The following is a 16,952-nucleotide window of genomic DNA, read 5'->3' on the forward strand; positions in this document are numbered from 1 at the left end:
TATGAAGTACTTTTTTCTAAGCCTGCTGTTTCTTATCAGTGCAGCACAGGCGACCCAAGTCTTAATAGAGTTTAAAAGCCCGGAGCAGCAAGCTTTATTTAAGGAGCTGACGCACGAATTGCGTTGCCCTAAATGTCAGAACCAGAATATTGCTGACTCTAATGCTGTTGTTGCCGTAGATATGCGCAATAAAACATTGGAGCTGGTGCAGCAGGGACAAGACAAAGCACAAGTGCTGGAGTATATGAAAAGCCGTTACGGCGATTTTGTGCATTACCAGCCGCCGCTGAATAAATTCACCTTAATTTTATGGTTATTGCCAGCGCTGATGGTGGTCGGACTGATGGTATTACTTTTGGTACGTCGTAAGGCCCAAGGTAAAGCTGTGGTGTCAGAAGCCGCAGACCAGGCTCAGATGCAGTCAGAGCCAGAGCTGGAACAGCAACTCGACCAACTGATTGAGCAGTACAGGAGAAAAAGCTGATGCTGATGTCGTTAAGTTTTGCCGCAGCTTTGATGCTGGCGCTTGTTCTGATATTGCTGTTATTTTTCCGCCGCCAGGGAGAAGAAGTGCAGTTAAATCCGGTGGTGCAGTTCGAAGATAAACTACGTTTGTTGTCACAAGCTCGTGACAATGGCGAACTAGCAGAGCAGGATTTCACTCAGGCCGCTACGGAATTAAAAGCTCAGTATTTGCAATCACAGCAAAGTCAGCAAACGACTTCAAGCTCTGCAACTGCCTGGGTGCTGGGCACTTCGTTGCTTGTGGTTGTGGGCACAGTCGCACTGTACAGCCAGACAGGCCATTATACGCAACTGAATAACTGGCAGACTGCGCAGCAGCAGCTCCCGGCTTATGGCGAGCGCGCCTTGTTAAATAAGGGAGAACCCTTAACAAACGAAGAAATAGAGTTATTTGCGTTGGCGCTGCGGACAAAAATCAGTAAAGAAGGTGATGATGCAGTGGCCTGGTTTGTAATTGGCCGCATTTGGTTGTCTAAAGGCATGCTGGATGATGCCATTGAAGCTTTTGAAAAAGCATTGGCTTTAACCCCTAACCGCGTCAATGTGTTGATTAGTTACAGTCAGGCACTGTTGGTCGGCGGCAGCGAGGAACATCTGGCTAAAGCGGCGCGGAGTTTAGCCAAAGTGCTGCAACAGGACCCTGAAAATACCGACGCCTTGTCTATGCTGGGTATGGTGGCTGAAGAGCGTGGCGATAAAGAACAAGCTCAAAAGGCCTGGCAGTTGTTATTACCGAAACTGGATAAAGCCGACCCACGCTATGCCCTGGTGCAGCAGAAACTTGGGCTGACTTCAACACCAGAACAAGCCGAAGCGCCGAATACAGCCGCTGTATCTGGTCGTCAGATTTCAGTGCAGCTGAGTATCAGTCCAGAGTTGGCGGAGCAATACAAAACCGGTACTCTTTTTGTATTTGCTAAAGCTGTGGATGGTCCGCCTTTGCCTTTAGCAGTGCAAAAGCTGGCTGTGTTTAATGGCACTCAAAGCATTGAACTGAGTGAAGCTCAGGCCATGCAACCTGGCTGGACTTTGGCTAACGCAGAACGTATCCAAATCAGTGCCCGTTTGTCTTTATCAGGACAAGTACTGAATGACGAAAATGGACCCCAAGTGCAGTCTGAAGTGCTTAGTTTTACTGAGCCAAAGCTGAAGCTGAGTCTCGAGCTAAAGCCTTAACTCAGGCTGAAGTCTTGCTTAAATAGCTGCTGAAACTGCCGATTAAATAAGCAAAAGGTCAGGCTCTGGCCTTTTGCGTCGGCGTTCTGCCCCTTTGCCTCTTTTCATTTGCTGGCCAATAGGCTATAACACGGCAACTTTGAGAAGTCTGTCCGGTGTTTGGACCTGCACATTGCAGTCTGCACCTGACAGTCAAGTCGCTTTAACCATAATTAAAATAAACCCACAATCTAGGATCACGTTATGAATCAACCGCCAGCTTCGGGGACTTTATTCGGTCATCCGAAAGGACTCTTCCTGCTTTTTTCCACAGAAATGTGGGAGCGTTTTTCCTACTATGGGATGCGCGCTTTACTTATTCTGACTTTAGTTGCCGCCACTGAATCGACCAACCCAGGTTTTGGCCTGAGTCACGGCGATGCCTTGTTGTTATACGGGTACTACACAGGCTTGGTGTACGCCGCCACTTTATTTGGTGGTTTGATTGCAGACAATCTGTTAGGCCAGCGTAAATCTATTATTCTCGGTGGTGCTTTAATGGCCATAGGCCAGTACACCTTGTTTGCGGCGACACCTCACAGCATGTCGCTGTTTTATGTGGGTTTAGGTTTTATTATTGCTGGTAACGGTTTATTTAAACCGAATATCTCTGCGATAGTGGGTGACTTGTATCCACAAGGTGATGCCCGTCGTGACGGTGGCTTCACTATTTTCTATATGGGTATCAACTTAGGTGCTTTTATCGCGCCATTAGTCACCTCGTCTTTAGGTGAAAGCGATGCATTCGGCTGGCGTTATGGCTATTTAGCTGCTGGTATTGGTATGACCTTATCTGTGGTGATCCAATTATTGTTTGCACAAAAATACTTAGGTGATTTAGGCAAAGTGCCGGGTCGTATTTTGTCCCGCAGCTCTTCAGGTACTCCGACTCCTTTAACTAAAGTTGAGTTTGATCGTCTGCGAGTGGTGTTATTCCTGTTTATTTTCGTGACTATGTTCTGGCTGGCTTTTGAGCAAGCGGGTGGTTTAATGAGTTTGTTCGCTTCTGAACACACAGACCGTATGGTAGGCACTTTTGAAGTCCCTGCTGGTTGGTTCCAATCGTTAAACCCGCTGTTTATTCTGATGTTTGCTCCTGTATTTGCCTGGTTATGGGTGAAACTCAATGCAATGAATAAACAACCTGACGCACCTATCAAAATTTTATTTGGTATGTTGTTAACTTCTATCGGCTTCCTGTTCCTGATCGCAGGTATATTTGAGATGCAGGTCAACCCTTCTGCTAAATCCAGCATGATGTGGTTAACTTTAGCGTTTTTATTCCACACTTTAGGTGAGTTGTGTATTTCTCCTGTGGGCTTGTCCTTAATGACTAAACTGGCTCCGGTGAAACTGGCTTCACTAATCATGGGTGTTTGGTTCCTGATGCCTGCCGTAGCTCATTATCTGGCAGGTTTTGTGGGTGCTTATTCTGATACTGCAGGTGACAATCCTGCTGTCGTTGAATTTGCCGCATCTTTTGGTGTACAGGCCGCCCACGCTGGTTTATTGGTAGTATTTGGTGGTATAGCTGTAGCGCTGGTGGTTTTTGCTGTGGTGCTTTGGATGTTATCCGGTACTTTAGTACGTTGGATGCACGGCGCTGAGCGTATGCAAAGCTAAGTTTTTTAATAGCTTCAGAAGGCCAGCAGGAGCAATCCGCTGGCCTTTTTTTATTGGAGTTTCTCATGAAGATTGTTGGTATTTTGTTGATGGTGTTTAGTGCTCAGCTGCTGGCTGCTAGTTTGAACTGGCAGAGGCAGGCCGATATGCTTTTGCCTGTGCAGGAGATTTACCCTGCCGTATTTAAGGGCGAAATCTATGTCGCCGGTGGCTTAAGTTCTGAATTACCAAAGCAACAAGGCCAAATGACGGCACTAGTGCAGATCTACAATCCAAAAACCAACACATGGCGTTATGGACCAGCGTTACCTGAAGGGCGCCATCATGGTCAGTTGGTGGCTGTGGGTGACCAGCTGTTTTTATTCGGTGGTTTTATTCAGGCTAATAGTGGGAACTGGAGTGCCAGTGCTGATGTATTGCAATTAAATCTGAAGCAGCAAGGTTGGCTAAAAGTTGCGACCTTGCCTGCACCTTTAAGTGAAACCGTTAGTTTTGTGCTGAGTGACAAAGTACATCTTGTGTCAGGACGTTCTCCTGCAACAGAGGCAAATGCCCAGTGGCAAGATCAGATTGATGTAGCCATCCACTGGATTTTTGATCCAAAGTCATTAAAAACTGAAATAGCGCCAGCTTTGCCTGAGGCAAAAAATAGCGCTGCAGCTGCAGTATGGAATGACCAGGGTTATCTGGTTGGTGGCCGGCAAGTCAAAGCTGGCAACAAAGCTGGTGTTCATAGGTTTAATCCAAAAAACCAGCAGTGGGCTTTGGAAAAAGCTATGCCTGAAGCACAAGCCGGTTTAGCCGCTGCTGTACTTCATCAACAGCTCTGGGTATTTGGAGGGGAGTTTTTTGAGCAGGGCGGCGGAGTATTCACTAAAGTCTGGGCTTATTCTGCTGCAGAAAATAACTGGCAGCAGCACGGAGAAATGCCGCTACCCCGTCATGGTTTGGGTGCTGTTGTACTGGATGAGGCTATTTACGTTATAGGCGGGGCTACAGCTGCGGGTTTAAAGCAGACCAGCGCTGTGTTAGAGAAAGTATCTATAAAATAAAAATGATCTACCTCCTTTTTTCTTAACTATTTTTAATGCATCACAAAGCCGAAGTGACTGTTAAATCGTAGATTTTTCAACGGAAGAACGGTTCCATGGAAACTCATATAAAAATAGCGAAAGGAGAGGATGATGAAATATTCGATTTCTATGCTGTTCGGTTTAATCCTGGCATGTCTTGGTGCCAGTTTTTATCCCGTCCAGGCTTGTACCCGATTAGTTTATATTGGTCCGCAAGATACGGTGTTAACAGGCCGAAGTATGGATTTCTCCATAGATATCCCCGCTAATTTGTGGATATTTCCCCGGGGAATGCAGCGCAGTGGACAGGTAGGGCCTAATTCTATTTCATGGCGATCCAAATATGGCAGTATCGCGGCCAGTTCCTGGGACATCGCAACCCCTGATGGCATGAATGAAAAAGGTCTGGTGGCAAATCTGCTGTGGCTGGTTGCTTCTGAGTATCCCAAATTTGAGTACCATGGTGACAAGCCTGGCTTAACCATAGCGGCTTGGGCTCAATATGCTCTTGATAACTTTGCCACAGTAGAGCAGGCTGTGGCGTTCTTCCGTAAGGAAACTTTTGCTATTGTCTCCGACTTTATTCCTGGTACAGATAAATTTACTACGGTGCATTTGTCCTTGTCTGATGCGACAGGGGACAGTGCGATCTTCGAATATATAGGCGGTAAACTGGTGATCCACCACGATAAAACCTATCAGGTGATGACTAATGATCCGCCGTATGAACAACAACTTGCGGTGAAAAGCTATTGGGATTCTGTGTCAGGACAGGCCTTTTTGCCAGGAACAGCAAGAGCGTCCGATCGTCTGGTCCGAGCCTGGTATTACTTGAACATGATCCCACAAACCAGCGATGCGAAAATTGCGGTGGCCAGCGTCTTTAGCATTGTTCGGAATGTGTCTGTGCCTTATGGTATAGGCACAGCGGACCAGCCTCATTTATCCAATACCAGATGGCGTGTGGTGGCTGATCAGCGCAATCTTGTTTACTATTTTGAGAATGTGCTGTCACCTAACGTGGTGTGGGTAGATTTTCGTAACATAGATTTTAGAGAGAGTGCTCAGGTTAAGAAGTTGAATCTGGATGCTGGTCAAATTTATGCGGGGGAAAGCAGTGCATCTTTTGTGAATGCTAAACCTTTTGATTTTAAAGGGTTAGAACTGGAAAATTAGAATAAGTCTGAGCTTTGAACAAGAAAAAAGGCCAGCTGATGCTGGCCTTATTGATCAGTAATACAAGGTTATGGCAAATACTCGTCTAAATACTCTTCGTCTTCCTCTTTCTGTGGTGGATTGCCATCGTGAATCTTAAACTCGATCCGCTGGAAATAGGCTTCTTTGATAAAAGCATAAGGATCGACAGATTCGTTGAGTAATTGTTCCATCGACATCAGTTGCTCTCGTCCATCCAATGCTGAGACAGTAAAGCGGGTGATCGTCAGATTCGAATTTAACAAACCCAGAGGGAAATAAAGGCCGTCGACAACTCCGGCGACCAGGCCTCTTGTGGTGGTAGGGCCCAGCGCAGGAACCATCAGATACCCCCCATCACCCAGTCCCCATACCGCCAGGGTCTGGTTAAAATCTTCATCCTGTGCTTTAAGATCAATGCGGGTTGCGACATCAAATAAGCCGAACAACCCCAGTGTGCTGTTCAGCACAAAACGTCCAAGACTAATAGCTGCGCTTCTGGGTTTCGCTTGTAACAAGGCGTTGACGAAACTTGCTGGTTCACTCAGGTTGTTGACCATATTCGCTACACCAGTACGGGCAGGTTTAGGTACTACCGTCATATAACCTACAGTAACAGGACGCAGCACATAAGCATCCAATACGTCGTAGTTAAAATCCCAGATATCCCGGTTCACCGATTCAATAGGGTCTCGTGGGTCCTGATAATTAGTTTGAGCCTGTTGCTCATCCGCTGCTTTTTTGCTGGCACAGCCAGTGACCGCCAGTAACAACAGGCACGATATTAAAACAGGCTTCATGCGTAAGACCATAAATTTGCATCCGTTAGGGGAAATAACATCTTGATTATTATACTGGTAAAGCATGATCTGGATCATCAGCTTTGCTGCATTGATTTGTGTTAAATAGTTGAAAAAAGTTGCATCGCTACAGAAATATAACCGATCTATGCTTTAGTTAACTTAATGTCAGTGGTAAGCCAGTGGCGAGCTGCTGTTGTTCGGCACTAAAGATTTCTTTCTCAATCCTCAGCCAGCTCTGGCAATAATCCCAGTCAGTGCTCAGTGGCAACCAGTTCATGCCATCGAGCATGCAGTTTAGGTTGAACAAAAATGGATGGGTTCCCTGCAGACGTTCTATGCTGTACGTTTCGCTGGCACTACTTAAAAGTGCTATGCCACCAAAAGAAATTGCCCAATTGGCAAAGGCCATCAGATCGATGGTTGCTGCGTTTTTCGGCTGCAACTCGTTGGCATCTATGGCTTGCTGCAGCAACAGATCGACCATCTGTGTCACTTCCTTTTCAAGCTCTTGTTGCACAGTTAAGCGCGCAGGCGAGCTTTTTTCCTGCACCCAGGGCGACTTAGCCGTCAATAAACAACTAAACAAAATGGGCTGCATTTTTGCCGACAATAAATAGGCCTGATGCAAAGCTAAGGCTTTTTCCCTGCTGCTGCCATTAAATAATTCTGCTTTTTTAAACAAGCTGATTTCATGGCGTAAAGCAGAATTACAAAGGGCAGTGATCACATCTTCTTTACTGGAAAAATGATTGTAGATGGTGCCTTTGGAATAAGGGCTGGCCGCTGTCAGTTTATCCATCGTCAAATTAGCGTAACCTTCGGCCTTCACCAATTGATGGGCGATGTGCAGTAATTCCTGCTCACGGTCCGCTATGGCTTGCTGTTTTTTGCTAAACCTTTGCTCCAGAGGACAGCTGCGGCCTTCTTTGTTGGTTATGTCACATAAAAATTTCAGCATGAGGCGTTACTAGAGCCGCAGTTTAGTGCGGGCTTGTTGTAAGTAGGGGCGACACAAGGCAAAGGTCAGAGGCCTTGTCAACAAAGGGTAGGCAGCCAGCAATACAATGATAGTGACAGTACTTTGCCATGATTCCCATTGAGCTATGACTAAAAACAGCGGAATTAAAATGGCCAGTTTGAGCAGGTTCAATAAAAGTTTTTGTGGAGTAGGGACTTGCTCAGTGGCTGCGCGGATCACTTGCATCCGCTGTGCAAACTTAAGTCCCGCGAGCTCAGGAATGGAATGACTACCAAAATACATCAAAGACTCCTTAAAAAAACAGGCCCCGTCAGAACAGGGCCTTGTAGATGACGGACTGTAATCAGAGCGATTTTATCTGAGCTACCACATCAGATAAGGCCAGCATCAACTTTTCACCAGTCAGACGATTTTTCAGCTCTACTTTCTGCTCATCCAGATTACGTTCGCCTACGATAATGTGATAAGGCACACCTAACAGCTCCATATCAGCAAACATCACACCAGGACGCTCTTTTCTATCGTCAAATAAAACTTCAAAGCCAGCTGCGCTCAGTTCTTTATACAGCTGCTCAGCCGCTTCCTGAATACGTACTGATTTGTGCATATTCATCGGCACTATCGCCACCTGAAATGGTGCTATGGCCACTGGCCATTTAATACCGTATTCGTCATGGTTTTGCTCAATAGCAGCCGCAACAATGCGGGATACGCCGACACCGTAACAACCCATGGTCATAATCTGGTGTTTGCCTTCTTCGTTCAGTACACCGGCTTTCATAGCAGATGAATAACGATCACCCAACTGGAAAATATGACCTACCTCAATACCGCGGCGTATAACTAACTTACCTTTACCGCATGGGCTTGGATCACCTTCAACCACATTTCGTAAATCAGCCACCTGATACGTGGTGATATCCCGGTCGAAGTTCACGCCTGTGAAGTGGAAACCGTCTTTATTGGCGCCAGTAACAAAGTCTGCTAAATGCGCTGCAGCATGGTCGACAACCACAGGGATAGTTAAACCCACAGGACCGACAGAACCTGGTTTAGCACCAGTGACAGCCAATACATCTTCTTCACTGGCAAATTGCAGCGGAGAAGCCACTAGTGGGTGTTTTTCAGCTTTGATTTCGTTTAACTCATGGTCGCCACGTATTACCAAGGCAACGACTTTAGAGCGCCAGGTGTTTTCAAGAACTTCGGCATCTGCATTCGCCAGCAGCGCTTTTACTTCATCAAAGCTTAATTCCGGGTTCAGTTGCACCAGTAAGGTTTTAGCAATAGCCGCGGCATCTCGCTTTAAAAAGGCTGCCACCTCATCAATGCTTTTCGCGTTGGGTGTTGCCACTTCAGTTTTCGCTTGAGTTGCAGCAGGGCGCTGACCTTGTGGTGGCAGTGCTTCCGCTTTTTCGATATTGGCGGCATAATCGCTCTCATCAGAGAATACAATCGCATCTTCACCAGAAGCGGCCAGCACATGGAATTCGTGCGACATGCTGCCGCCAATAGCACCTGTATCGGCTAACACAGGGCGGAAATCTAAACCTAAGCGAGTAAAGATATTGCAGTACGCCTGATACATAGCGTCATAAGTTTGCTGCAAACTTTCCTGACTTAAATGAAAAGAGTAGGCGTCTTTCATTAAAAATTCGCGCGCACGCATCACACCAAAACGTGGACGACGTTCATCACGGAACTTGGTCTGAATTTGATACAAATTAATAGGCAGCTGTTTGTAGCTGCTGATTTCTTTACGGACTAAATCGGTGATCACCTCTTCGTGCGTGGGACCCAACACAAAATCGCGCTGGTGACGGTCTTTAAAACGCAGCAATTCTGCGTCCATTTTTTCCCAACGGCCAGATTCCTGCCACAGCTCAGCATGTTGCACAACCGGCATTAACACTTCAATAGCACCGGCTTTGTTCATTTCTTCACGGACAATTTGCTCTACTTTACGTAAAACCCGCAGGCCACTGGGCAACCAAGTGTACAAACCTGACGCCAGACGACGCACCATACCGGCGCGTAACATCAATTGATGGCTAATAATTTCGGCATCAGCCGGGGTTTCTTTCATCGTAGAGAGTAAATACTGACTTGTCCGCATAAATAGTTCCGTGAGTTTTAAGTTTAATAATTCTGTGAATGGCCGCTATTCTACCAAGCCTGTTATTAGGGCAGTAGCTTAATCTGATGTTTTATCCATTCTGTGGTCAGATTTTGCCCTGCAACCATGCCACCTAAGCTGTAAAGCTCGTTGTTCATGCTCACCAGTGTGCGTAAATCCATCACAGCTCTGGTGTTTTCTGCTTTTAACCAACTTTTGTCTGTTAATGAATACACCCAGACTTCAGCAGAAGGTTGTGCTGGCGTACCGTTGTAGCCAATACCATTGTAGTTATAAGCGGTTTCACTGCCGCCTATAAAGACAATCAAGTCTTTGCCGTCCTGTTTGACAGCAGCTGCCGCCATACGATAACGGGCTTTACCTGTTGGATGCTGGATTTGTTGCCAGCTGATACGGTTGGCGTCTGATTTACTGATTTCACCTAACCAGCATTGAGCTTGCGTCTGATACTGACGCGGTAAGGTTTGATAGCTGACTTTGACGCCATCACAAAGCAGCACACTGGTCCCGGATAAGGCACCAGCCAAACCAAAAGTCGGAGTGCCGGGAAAAGGCGTAGCCTGACTCCATTTCTGCGTAAAATTATCAAAGACTTGCACCAGATTAACATTGCCATCTTGCGACCAGCCGCTGGCCAGATAAATGTATCTGTTGTTATAAGCCAAAGCCACACTGTCGTCGACAGCGACCGGCATGTCCGGCAGCTTGTTATAGGCTTTGGTGACCGGGCTGTAGCGGTAGCCCTCTGCGCTTGATACTTCTGTGCCATTGGCGGCCACTGTGTAACCACCAAAGATAAAAAAGTGGTTTTGCAAGGTGACACCAGAGCTTGCAAGTCGGCCACTTAAGCGTTGACGACTAGGTACGGCTGGAGCTTTTAGCCAGGTAGGTTCACCCACAGTCCATTGCCAGACTCTGTTATGCACATCGGCATGGGTCTTTCCTGAAGCCAGTCCCATAAAGCTGGCGACATAAGTGCGGCCAGCCACAGTGGTGGTCATGACCAGATTGTTACTGACCGGTTCCGGTAAGGGGGGGAGCTCAGCGGCATAAAGCCATAAAGGAGCGCTAAGCGTCAGACAGAGGCTGAACGTCATGCTCCTGTTGTTTTTCTTTAACATGCCTGATCTCGGTAACATGATTGTGTACTCCATTCACTGTCCATTTGATATTAAAGTGATACAGCGTCATGCCATAGCTCTGTTGCTCCGCTTTTTGTTTTTTGTACTGGGGGCGCGGATCTTGTTTTAACACCTTTTCTATCAATACTGCTAATTCAGGCTGATCTTTTTGCCGCTGACAAAACTGCAGAACAGCAGGTTCAAAACTGACTGTCATATCGGTTTCAGGCGCCGCGTCAGCAAAACCACCGGCAGCATTTGGTAAAGCGTCGGCGTAGGGCAGGTAAGGTTTAATATCCAATATTGGTGTACCGTCCAGCAGATCGACTCCGGAGAGCTGAATAATTAAACGGCCTTGTTTACGTACCACACCTTCCAGTTTTACGACAGAAAGTCCAATTGGGTTTGGTCGAAAGGTCGCCCTGGTAGCAAAAACCCCTTTTTTTTCATTGCCACCTAATCGTGGTGGCCGCACTAGCGGTGACCAGCCTTTGTTGGCTGTTTCATGAAAAACAAAAACCAGCCATAAATGGCTAAAAGCTTCAATGCCACGGACAATAGCGTCATCGTCATAACCGGGTTCCAACACCAGTTCAGCTTTGGCTTCAGCTATCAGGCCTGGCTGGCGGGGAATAGCAAACTTTTGTTTATAGGGTGAGCGGATGGTGCCCAGCACCTGCATTTGATAAGAGGGCATCAGTTCCTCAAAATACCAACAGAAAAAAATGAGGACCATTATGGCGTCCGCATGCACAAAGGACAAGCAAGGCCCAAAAGCACTCTGATAGAAAATCACTTTACAATAGTGTTAAAACTTGGGATTAATAGCAGACAGTTGTTCGATGCAATCTACAGCCAACACCCAAGAGCGGTTTAAACCGCCGTTTATAGAAAAACAACCAAACCACCTGAATCCACTTGATTGACACATCACCTTAGTGCTGTGTTTGTTTTTGCTATGGCGTGACGAGAGTTGATATGGAAAAGAAAGTTTTGTTAATTGAATGCCCGGATTCAAAAGGTTTAATTGCCCAAATTACCAACATTTGCTACAAGCATCAGTTGAACATCATCCGGAACACCGAATATGTTGACCCGGAATCAGGTCAGTTTTTTATGCGCACTCAGCTGGAGGGGATTTTCAATGACAAAACTCTGATGCTGGATTTAGACCGAGCTTTACCGCCAGGTAGTACTCGGCAGCTGGTGGCTGCAGGACGAAAAAAAGTAGTGATACTGGTGACCAAAGAGGCGCATTGCCTGGGTGATATTTTAATGAAGGTGTATGACGGCTCATTAAAACTGGATATTGCAGCTGTTGTTGGCAATCATCCGGATTTACAAAGTCTGGCCGAAAAGTTTGATATTCCCTACCACCTGGTCAGTCACATCAACTTAAGTCGTGAGCAGCATGAAGCCGAGCTTCGACAGGTGATAGACCCTTATCAGGCCGATTATTTAGTGCTGGCAAAGTTCATGCGTGTACTAAGCCCGGCTTTTGTAGCGCATTACAAAGAGCGCATTATCAACATTCATCATAGTTTTTTACCGGCTTTTATCGGTGCTAATCCATACCATCAGGCGCATAAAAGAGGCGTGAAAATTATTGGCGCTACCGCCCATTTTGTCACGGACGATCTGGATGAAGGCCCTATTATTAAGCAACTGGTGACCCCTGTGGATCATACCTACAGCGCTATGGATATGGTAAAAGCGGGTCGGGATGTCGAGAAAAACGTGTTAAGCAAAGCCTTACAACTGGTACTGGAAGACCGGGTTTTTGTGCATGGCAATAAAACAGTGATCCTATAAAAAATCATTTATATCAGTGGTTTGGTTCGTTTTTTTCGAAAAACAAACTATGCTGATAAAAAACAATAAGGATAAGATTTTATGTCGGGTAAAAGGACAGTCGAATTCCGATTTTTAGCCGAGCCTACTCATGTCAACTTTGGCGGTAAAGTGCATGGTGGTATGGTGATGAAGTGGATTGACCAAGTGGCCTATGCCTGCGCAGCCGGTTGGAGTGGATTGTATTGTGTGACTGTGTCTGTCGGCACTATCCGCTTTCGCAGACCCATCTTAGTTGGGCATCAGGTCGAACTAATAGCCCGTATCGTCTATACCGGTACTACCAGTATGCATGTGCTGGTACAGGTACGCTCTGGTGACACCAAAGGCGGTGAAATGCTGGAAACCAATCATTGTATTATCAGCTTTGTCGCTTTAGATGCAGAGGGTCATACAGCGACAGTGCCGGCCTGGGTTCCGCAAACAAACGAAGACAAATTTTTGCAGCACTATGCTATTAAAACCAAAGCCTTTTCGCAGGAGGTTGAGCAGGATATGCTGGATTATTATCAGGAAAAATCATGATAAAGACACTTTGGTTCATAGCCGCAGTCTTTGCATGTACAGCGGTCGCAGCGCCGCCTGCATTACATCCACAACTGGAAATATTCCGGCCTTTTTTAGATAGCCATTGGGAAGGCGATTTAACACAACCTGGCAAAGAGAAAAAACTGATTGACCGCTCCATATGGAGCAGGGCGTTAAATGGTCAGGCGATTAAAACTGTGCATTCCATCAATGATGGCGAATACGGCGGTGAGACTATGATTTTCTGGGATCAAAAGCAGAAAAAAATTGCATATTATTATTTCACTACCGCAGGTTTTTATACCCACGGCACTATGACCTACAATCCTGATACAAAAAGTATTGAAGCATTGGAAAAAGTAGAAAACAATGCTCAAGGCATCACGCAAGTGCGCTCCCATTCGGTACTGGAACCAACAGGGATACTTCAGATCAGCTCGGAGTATTTACAGAATGGAGAGTGGGTAAAAGGGCACAGCGCTACTTATAAGCAAGTGCCCAAAACCGAAGTCGTTTTTCATTGAAGGTTGTTATTTTTCAGTACTAAACTCTTCCGTTGGCTCCAGTGCATAAATATTGTCTATCTGTGTCGCACTGGAGTGGCTGACTCTTAAATCTTTTATATGACCGTTACGTAAGCTATAGACCCAGCCATGTACAGTCAGTTGCTGGCCACGCTCCCATGCGTCCTGAACAAAGCTGGTATGACAGACATTGCGTACCTGTTCCATCACGTTCAGTTCACACAAGCGGTTCACTCGTTGGCCATCGTCTTCAAAGCTATCCAACTCATCTCTGTGCAGTGCATAGACATCTTTAATATTGCGTAACCAGTTATCAACAAAACCAATACGTTGTTTGTTCATCGCAGCGGCTACACCGCCACAACCATAATGGCCACAGACAATAATATGTTTGATTTTTAAGATATCGATAGCGTACTGAAGCACAGACAAGCAATTAATGTCGGAGTGTAATACCAGATTAGCCACATTGCGATGAACAAATAGTTCACCCGGCAATAAGCCCACTATTTCATTGGCAGGAACCCTGCTATCGGAGCAACCGATCCATAAGTATTCAGGAGCTTGTTGCTCTGACAGTTGTTTAAAAAAACCGGGAGCTTCCTGCTCAACCCGCTCAGCCCACGCCGTGTTATTGGCAAATAAGTGTTTTAAGGAACGCATGGAATCACCTTGTAGAAAACTGGCGCTACGATAACAGATCTGACCTAAGGTGGAACACCGACCAGCAATCTCTTTGTTAAATGAGCAGAGCAACAAATTCAGCAGAGGTAAATCTGTTTGGCTGCTTACTGACGCTCAGGTTATGATAGAACAATAAGTTAAGATTTTTCTGAAGGAACCATAGTCTATGGTGAAGTTAAAAAAAGCAGTGATCCCTGTGGCAGGTTTAGGCACCAGAATGTTGCCGGCGACTAAAGCTATCCCAAAAGAAATGTTGCCTGTAGTGGACAAGCCGTTAATTCAGTATGTGGTGGAAGAAGCTGCAGCTGCTGGTATTACCGAGATTGTGCTGGTGACTCATTCCAGTAAAAACTCGATAGAAAACCACTTTGATACCAGTTTTGAGTTGGAGAACCAGCTGGAAAAGCGGGTAAAGCGCTCCTTGCTGGAGGACGTGCGTTCTATTAACCCAAAAAATGTTACTGTTATTTCAGTGCGTCAGCCTGTGGCTCTGGGGTTGGGTCATGCGGTACTTTGTGCTGCTCCTGTGGTTGGCAATGAACCTTTTGCGGTGATACTGCCGGATGTTTTGATTGATAAGTATCATGCAGACGCCCGTATTCATAACTTAAAAGCCATGATCCAACGTTTTGAAACCACAGGTGCCAGCCAAATCATGGTAGAACCTGTGCCAGCGCTTGAAGTAAATAAATACGGCATAGTAGATATTTCAGGTGAACAGTTAGTGCAGGGGCAATCGGCTTTAATTCGTACTATGGTCGAAAAGCCAGAGATTGAAGATGCACCGTCTAATCTGGCTATTACCGGACGCTATGTGTTGTCAGCTAAAGTATGGGATTTATTACGTCACACAGCTCCTGGCGCTGGTGGCGAGATTCAACTGACAGATGCTTTACATCATTTATTATTAGTTGAACAAATCGAAGCCTATCATTTACAAGGTAAGTCGCATGACTGCGGTAGTAAAATAGGTTATCTGAAGGCTGTTGTTGAATATGCGCTCCAGGATAAAAAGTTATCAGACGAGTTTCGCAGTTACTTGAAAAATCTTCATCTATTAAAAGACTAAAGACTATAAAACGCTGATTTTTATTGGCCCGATCATTTTTTCATTCCCAGTAAGTAAGGAGTGAATAAAGTCAAAATCAGGCTAAAACAGGCATTTTTTATTTTATTTACTAAATAAGATTATGTTTGAGCTTTAATTTGTAAGAATGATTCTGTACTATCATTCTTAGTATTTATCCACGGGAGATTTTCATGTCATTGTTACTTGATAAAAAAGAACTGAAAAAAGCCGCTAAAGAAATCACGACTGTTAAATTACATGAAGTAATTGAAACGTTAAATTCTGTATTGGCCGAACGTCAAAAAGAAACTGAAGTGTTGTCTCAAATCCGTGCTTTAGCAAAAGCTCAGGGTTTTACTCTGGAACAACTGGGTTATCAGCTCAATGCAGATGTTGTCGTTAGTCATGATGATGATACTGAGTCAAAAGGCAAACGTCCGGTTAAACCAAAATTTAAAACGATCAATAAAGAAAGTCAGTTTTTTTATGTTGATGCCGGTAAATTACATTTACTGAAAACTCATACCATGAAAAAGTCTCTTGTAGACCGCGGTATTAAAGTTGTGCCATTCCATAAAGTAGATGGTAAGTACAGCAAAGATATCGAAGCTTTGTTAGCTGAAGCAGGTACTCAGGCTATAGAAAACTTCAATAGTAAAGTCGATGTATGGAACGCTTACGCTCAGGCAAACGGCGAAGAGATACTGTCGAAGAAGTAATCATCTGTGAATATAAAAAAACCGCCAGTTTCAGTAGTGAAGTGGCGGTTTTTTTTAGCCTTTATTTCTGCTGCGCATCCAGCGACTGGCCATTCACAGCTTTGCTGTCATCACTCATTAAATACAGATACAGCGGCATAATTTGCTCAGCTGTTGGCAAACTTAACTGGTCTTCGCCCGGATAAGCTTTGCTACGCATTTTGGTACGGGTGGCACCAGGGTTAATCGCATTGACCCGCAGCGAGGTGCCTTCGTATTCAGCCGCCATCACCTGCATCAAACCTTCGGTAGCGAACTTAGATACTGCATAGCCTCCCCAGTAGGCTCTGCCCTGACGTCCAACACCAGAGGAGGTAAATACAACAGAAGCTTGTGGCGCTAGCTTTAATACCGGAATGAGAGCCTGACTCATCAACATTGCCGCTGTTACATTGACCTGCATAATGTCCTGCCAGGTCGGTAAATCCAGATGCTCAAATGGACTTAATACGCCAAGCAGACCCGCGTTGTGTAATACACCGTCCAGCTTGCCAAACTCTGCTTTAATAGTGGCTGCCATGTCTTTATAGTGCTTCGCTGTTGCCCCTTTTAAATCCAGCGGCACAATAGCGGGTTCAGGCCAGCCTGCTGCGACTATTTCATCGTAAACTGCGGTTAACTTGTTAGTGGTTTTACCTAACAATATAACGGTAGCACCATGTTTGGCATAACACAGTGCTGCTGCTTTACCTATGCCGTCACCAGCTCCTGTGACCAGAATAACTTTATCTGCCAGAGCCTGAGGGGTTGCTTGATAGTTGAACATAAATAGGAGTCCCAGCCGTTTAAAAACGGCGGCAGCATACCTGCTCTGTATTAATTTTGCACCTTTCTTCAACAAGCTTGATTTTGAGCTAGCGAATTTTTT

Annotated in this window: 18 protein-coding genes; 10 read left to right on the forward strand and 8 right to left on the reverse strand. The window is 45.6% G+C overall.

Going from position 1 to position 16,952, the window contains the following annotated elements:
• Position 1: 1 nt before the first annotated feature.
• From WH43_RS11170 to WH43_RS11190, 5 genes are all read left to right on the forward strand, one after another.
• Positions 2 to 484 carry a cytochrome c-type biogenesis protein gene (locus WH43_RS11170; RefSeq protein ID WP_053424674.1) on the forward strand — a complete coding sequence of 161 codons (483 nt, stop codon included), beginning with the start codon at positions 2 to 4 and terminating at the stop codon, positions 482 to 484.
• Positions 484 to 1,701, forward strand: a complete 1,218-nt coding sequence (ccmI, locus tag WH43_RS11175; protein WP_053424675.1) for a c-type cytochrome biogenesis protein CcmI — start codon at positions 484 to 486, stop codon at positions 1,699 to 1,701. The genes WH43_RS11170 and ccmI overlap by 1 nt, the downstream gene beginning before the upstream one ends.
• 243 nt (positions 1,702 to 1,944) lie before the next feature.
• Positions 1,945 to 3,363 (forward strand): peptide MFS transporter, encoded by a 1,419-nt coding sequence (locus WH43_RS11180; RefSeq protein WP_053424676.1) that lies wholly within the window; start codon positions 1,945 to 1,947, stop codon positions 3,361 to 3,363.
• Positions 3,364 to 3,428: 65 nt separating this feature from the next.
• Complete coding sequence (locus tag WH43_RS11185; RefSeq protein ID WP_053424677.1) at positions 3,429 to 4,415, forward strand: Kelch repeat-containing protein; 987 nt, start codon at positions 3,429 to 3,431, stop codon at positions 4,413 to 4,415.
• 132 nt (positions 4,416 to 4,547) lie between these two features.
• A complete protein-coding gene (locus tag WH43_RS11190) occupies positions 4,548 to 5,612 on the forward strand; it encodes a linear amide C-N hydrolase (RefSeq protein ID WP_053424678.1) in 1,065 nt (354 codons plus the stop codon).
• Positions 5,613 to 5,680: 68 nt separating this feature from the next.
• Here the strand turns inward: WH43_RS11190 and WH43_RS11195 are convergent, their stop codons facing one another.
• The 6 genes from WH43_RS11195 to tsaA all read right to left on the reverse strand — a co-directional run bounded on the left by WH43_RS11195 (position 5,681) and on the right by tsaA (position 11,367).
• Entirely contained in the window at positions 5,681 to 6,430 is a 750-nt protein-coding gene (locus WH43_RS11195) for an MlaA family lipoprotein (protein ID WP_053424717.1), read from the reverse strand.
• Between the two features lie 157 nt (positions 6,431 to 6,587).
• On the reverse strand, positions 6,588 to 7,391 hold the full coding sequence (locus tag WH43_RS11200) for a TetR/AcrR family transcriptional regulator (protein WP_082335753.1): 804 nt from the start codon (positions 7,389 to 7,391) through the stop codon (positions 6,588 to 6,590).
• 9 nt (positions 7,392 to 7,400) lie between these two features.
• Positions 7,401 to 7,694: a DUF6170 family protein gene (locus WH43_RS11205; protein WP_082335754.1), complete on the reverse strand. Its 294-nt coding sequence runs from the start codon at positions 7,692 to 7,694 to the stop codon at positions 7,401 to 7,403.
• Positions 7,695 to 7,755: 61 nt separating this feature from the next.
• Positions 7,756 to 9,528 carry a proline--tRNA ligase gene (locus WH43_RS11210; protein WP_053424680.1) on the reverse strand — a complete coding sequence of 591 codons (1,773 nt, stop codon included), beginning with the start codon at positions 9,526 to 9,528 and terminating at the stop codon, positions 7,756 to 7,758.
• A gap of 65 nt (positions 9,529 to 9,593) precedes the next feature.
• Complete coding sequence (locus tag WH43_RS11215) at positions 9,594 to 10,688, reverse strand: Kelch repeat-containing protein (RefSeq protein ID WP_082335755.1); 1,095 nt, start codon at positions 10,686 to 10,688, stop codon at positions 9,594 to 9,596.
• Positions 10,618 to 11,367: a tRNA (N6-threonylcarbamoyladenosine(37)-N6)-methyltransferase TrmO gene (gene tsaA, locus WH43_RS11220; protein ID WP_053424719.1), complete on the reverse strand. Its 750-nt coding sequence runs from the start codon at positions 11,365 to 11,367 to the stop codon at positions 10,618 to 10,620. The genes WH43_RS11215 and tsaA overlap by 71 nt, the downstream gene beginning before the upstream one ends.
• A gap of 281 nt (positions 11,368 to 11,648) precedes the next feature.
• On the opposite strand from tsaA, the gene purU reads away from it, so the two are divergent.
• From purU to WH43_RS11235, 3 genes are all read left to right on the forward strand, one after another.
• Positions 11,649 to 12,482 (forward strand): formyltetrahydrofolate deformylase, encoded by an 834-nt coding sequence (purU, locus tag WH43_RS11225; protein WP_053424682.1) that lies wholly within the window; start codon positions 11,649 to 11,651, stop codon positions 12,480 to 12,482.
• A gap of 81 nt (positions 12,483 to 12,563) precedes the next feature.
• Positions 12,564 to 13,046, forward strand: coding sequence for an acyl-CoA thioesterase (locus tag WH43_RS11230; protein ID WP_053424683.1), 483 nt, complete (start codon positions 12,564 to 12,566; stop codon positions 13,044 to 13,046).
• Positions 13,043 to 13,573 (forward strand): hypothetical protein, encoded by a 531-nt coding sequence (locus WH43_RS11235; RefSeq protein ID WP_053424684.1) that lies wholly within the window; start codon positions 13,043 to 13,045, stop codon positions 13,571 to 13,573. Before WH43_RS11230 ends, WH43_RS11235 begins: the two co-directional genes overlap by 4 nt.
• 6 nt (positions 13,574 to 13,579) lie before the next feature.
• On the opposite strand, the gene can is transcribed toward WH43_RS11235, so the two are convergent.
• Positions 13,580 to 14,236 carry a carbonate dehydratase gene (gene can / locus WH43_RS11240; protein WP_053424685.1) on the reverse strand — a complete coding sequence of 219 codons (657 nt, stop codon included), beginning with the start codon at positions 14,234 to 14,236 and terminating at the stop codon, positions 13,580 to 13,582.
• 187 nt (positions 14,237 to 14,423) lie between these two features.
• Between can and galU the strand changes: the two genes are divergently transcribed.
• Positions 14,424 to 15,326: a UTP--glucose-1-phosphate uridylyltransferase GalU gene (galU, locus tag WH43_RS11245; RefSeq protein ID WP_053424686.1), complete on the forward strand. Its 903-nt coding sequence runs from the start codon at positions 14,424 to 14,426 to the stop codon at positions 15,324 to 15,326.
• A gap of 191 nt (positions 15,327 to 15,517) precedes the next feature.
• On the forward strand, positions 15,518 to 16,045 hold the full coding sequence (locus tag WH43_RS11250) for an H-NS family histone-like protein (RefSeq protein WP_053424687.1): 528 nt from the start codon (positions 15,518 to 15,520) through the stop codon (positions 16,043 to 16,045).
• A gap of 61 nt (positions 16,046 to 16,106) precedes the next feature.
• On the opposite strand, the gene WH43_RS11255 is transcribed toward WH43_RS11250, so the two are convergent.
• Positions 16,107 to 16,850, reverse strand: coding sequence for a YciK family oxidoreductase (locus WH43_RS11255; protein WP_185148626.1), 744 nt, complete (start codon positions 16,848 to 16,850; stop codon positions 16,107 to 16,109).
• Positions 16,851 to 16,952 lie beyond the last annotated feature (102 nt).

Origin of the sequence: Rheinheimera sp. KL1 (assembly GCF_001275035.1) — a bacterium.
In the GTDB taxonomy this organism is placed as follows: Bacteria; Pseudomonadota; Gammaproteobacteria; order Enterobacterales; family Alteromonadaceae; genus Pararheinheimera; species Pararheinheimera tangshanensis.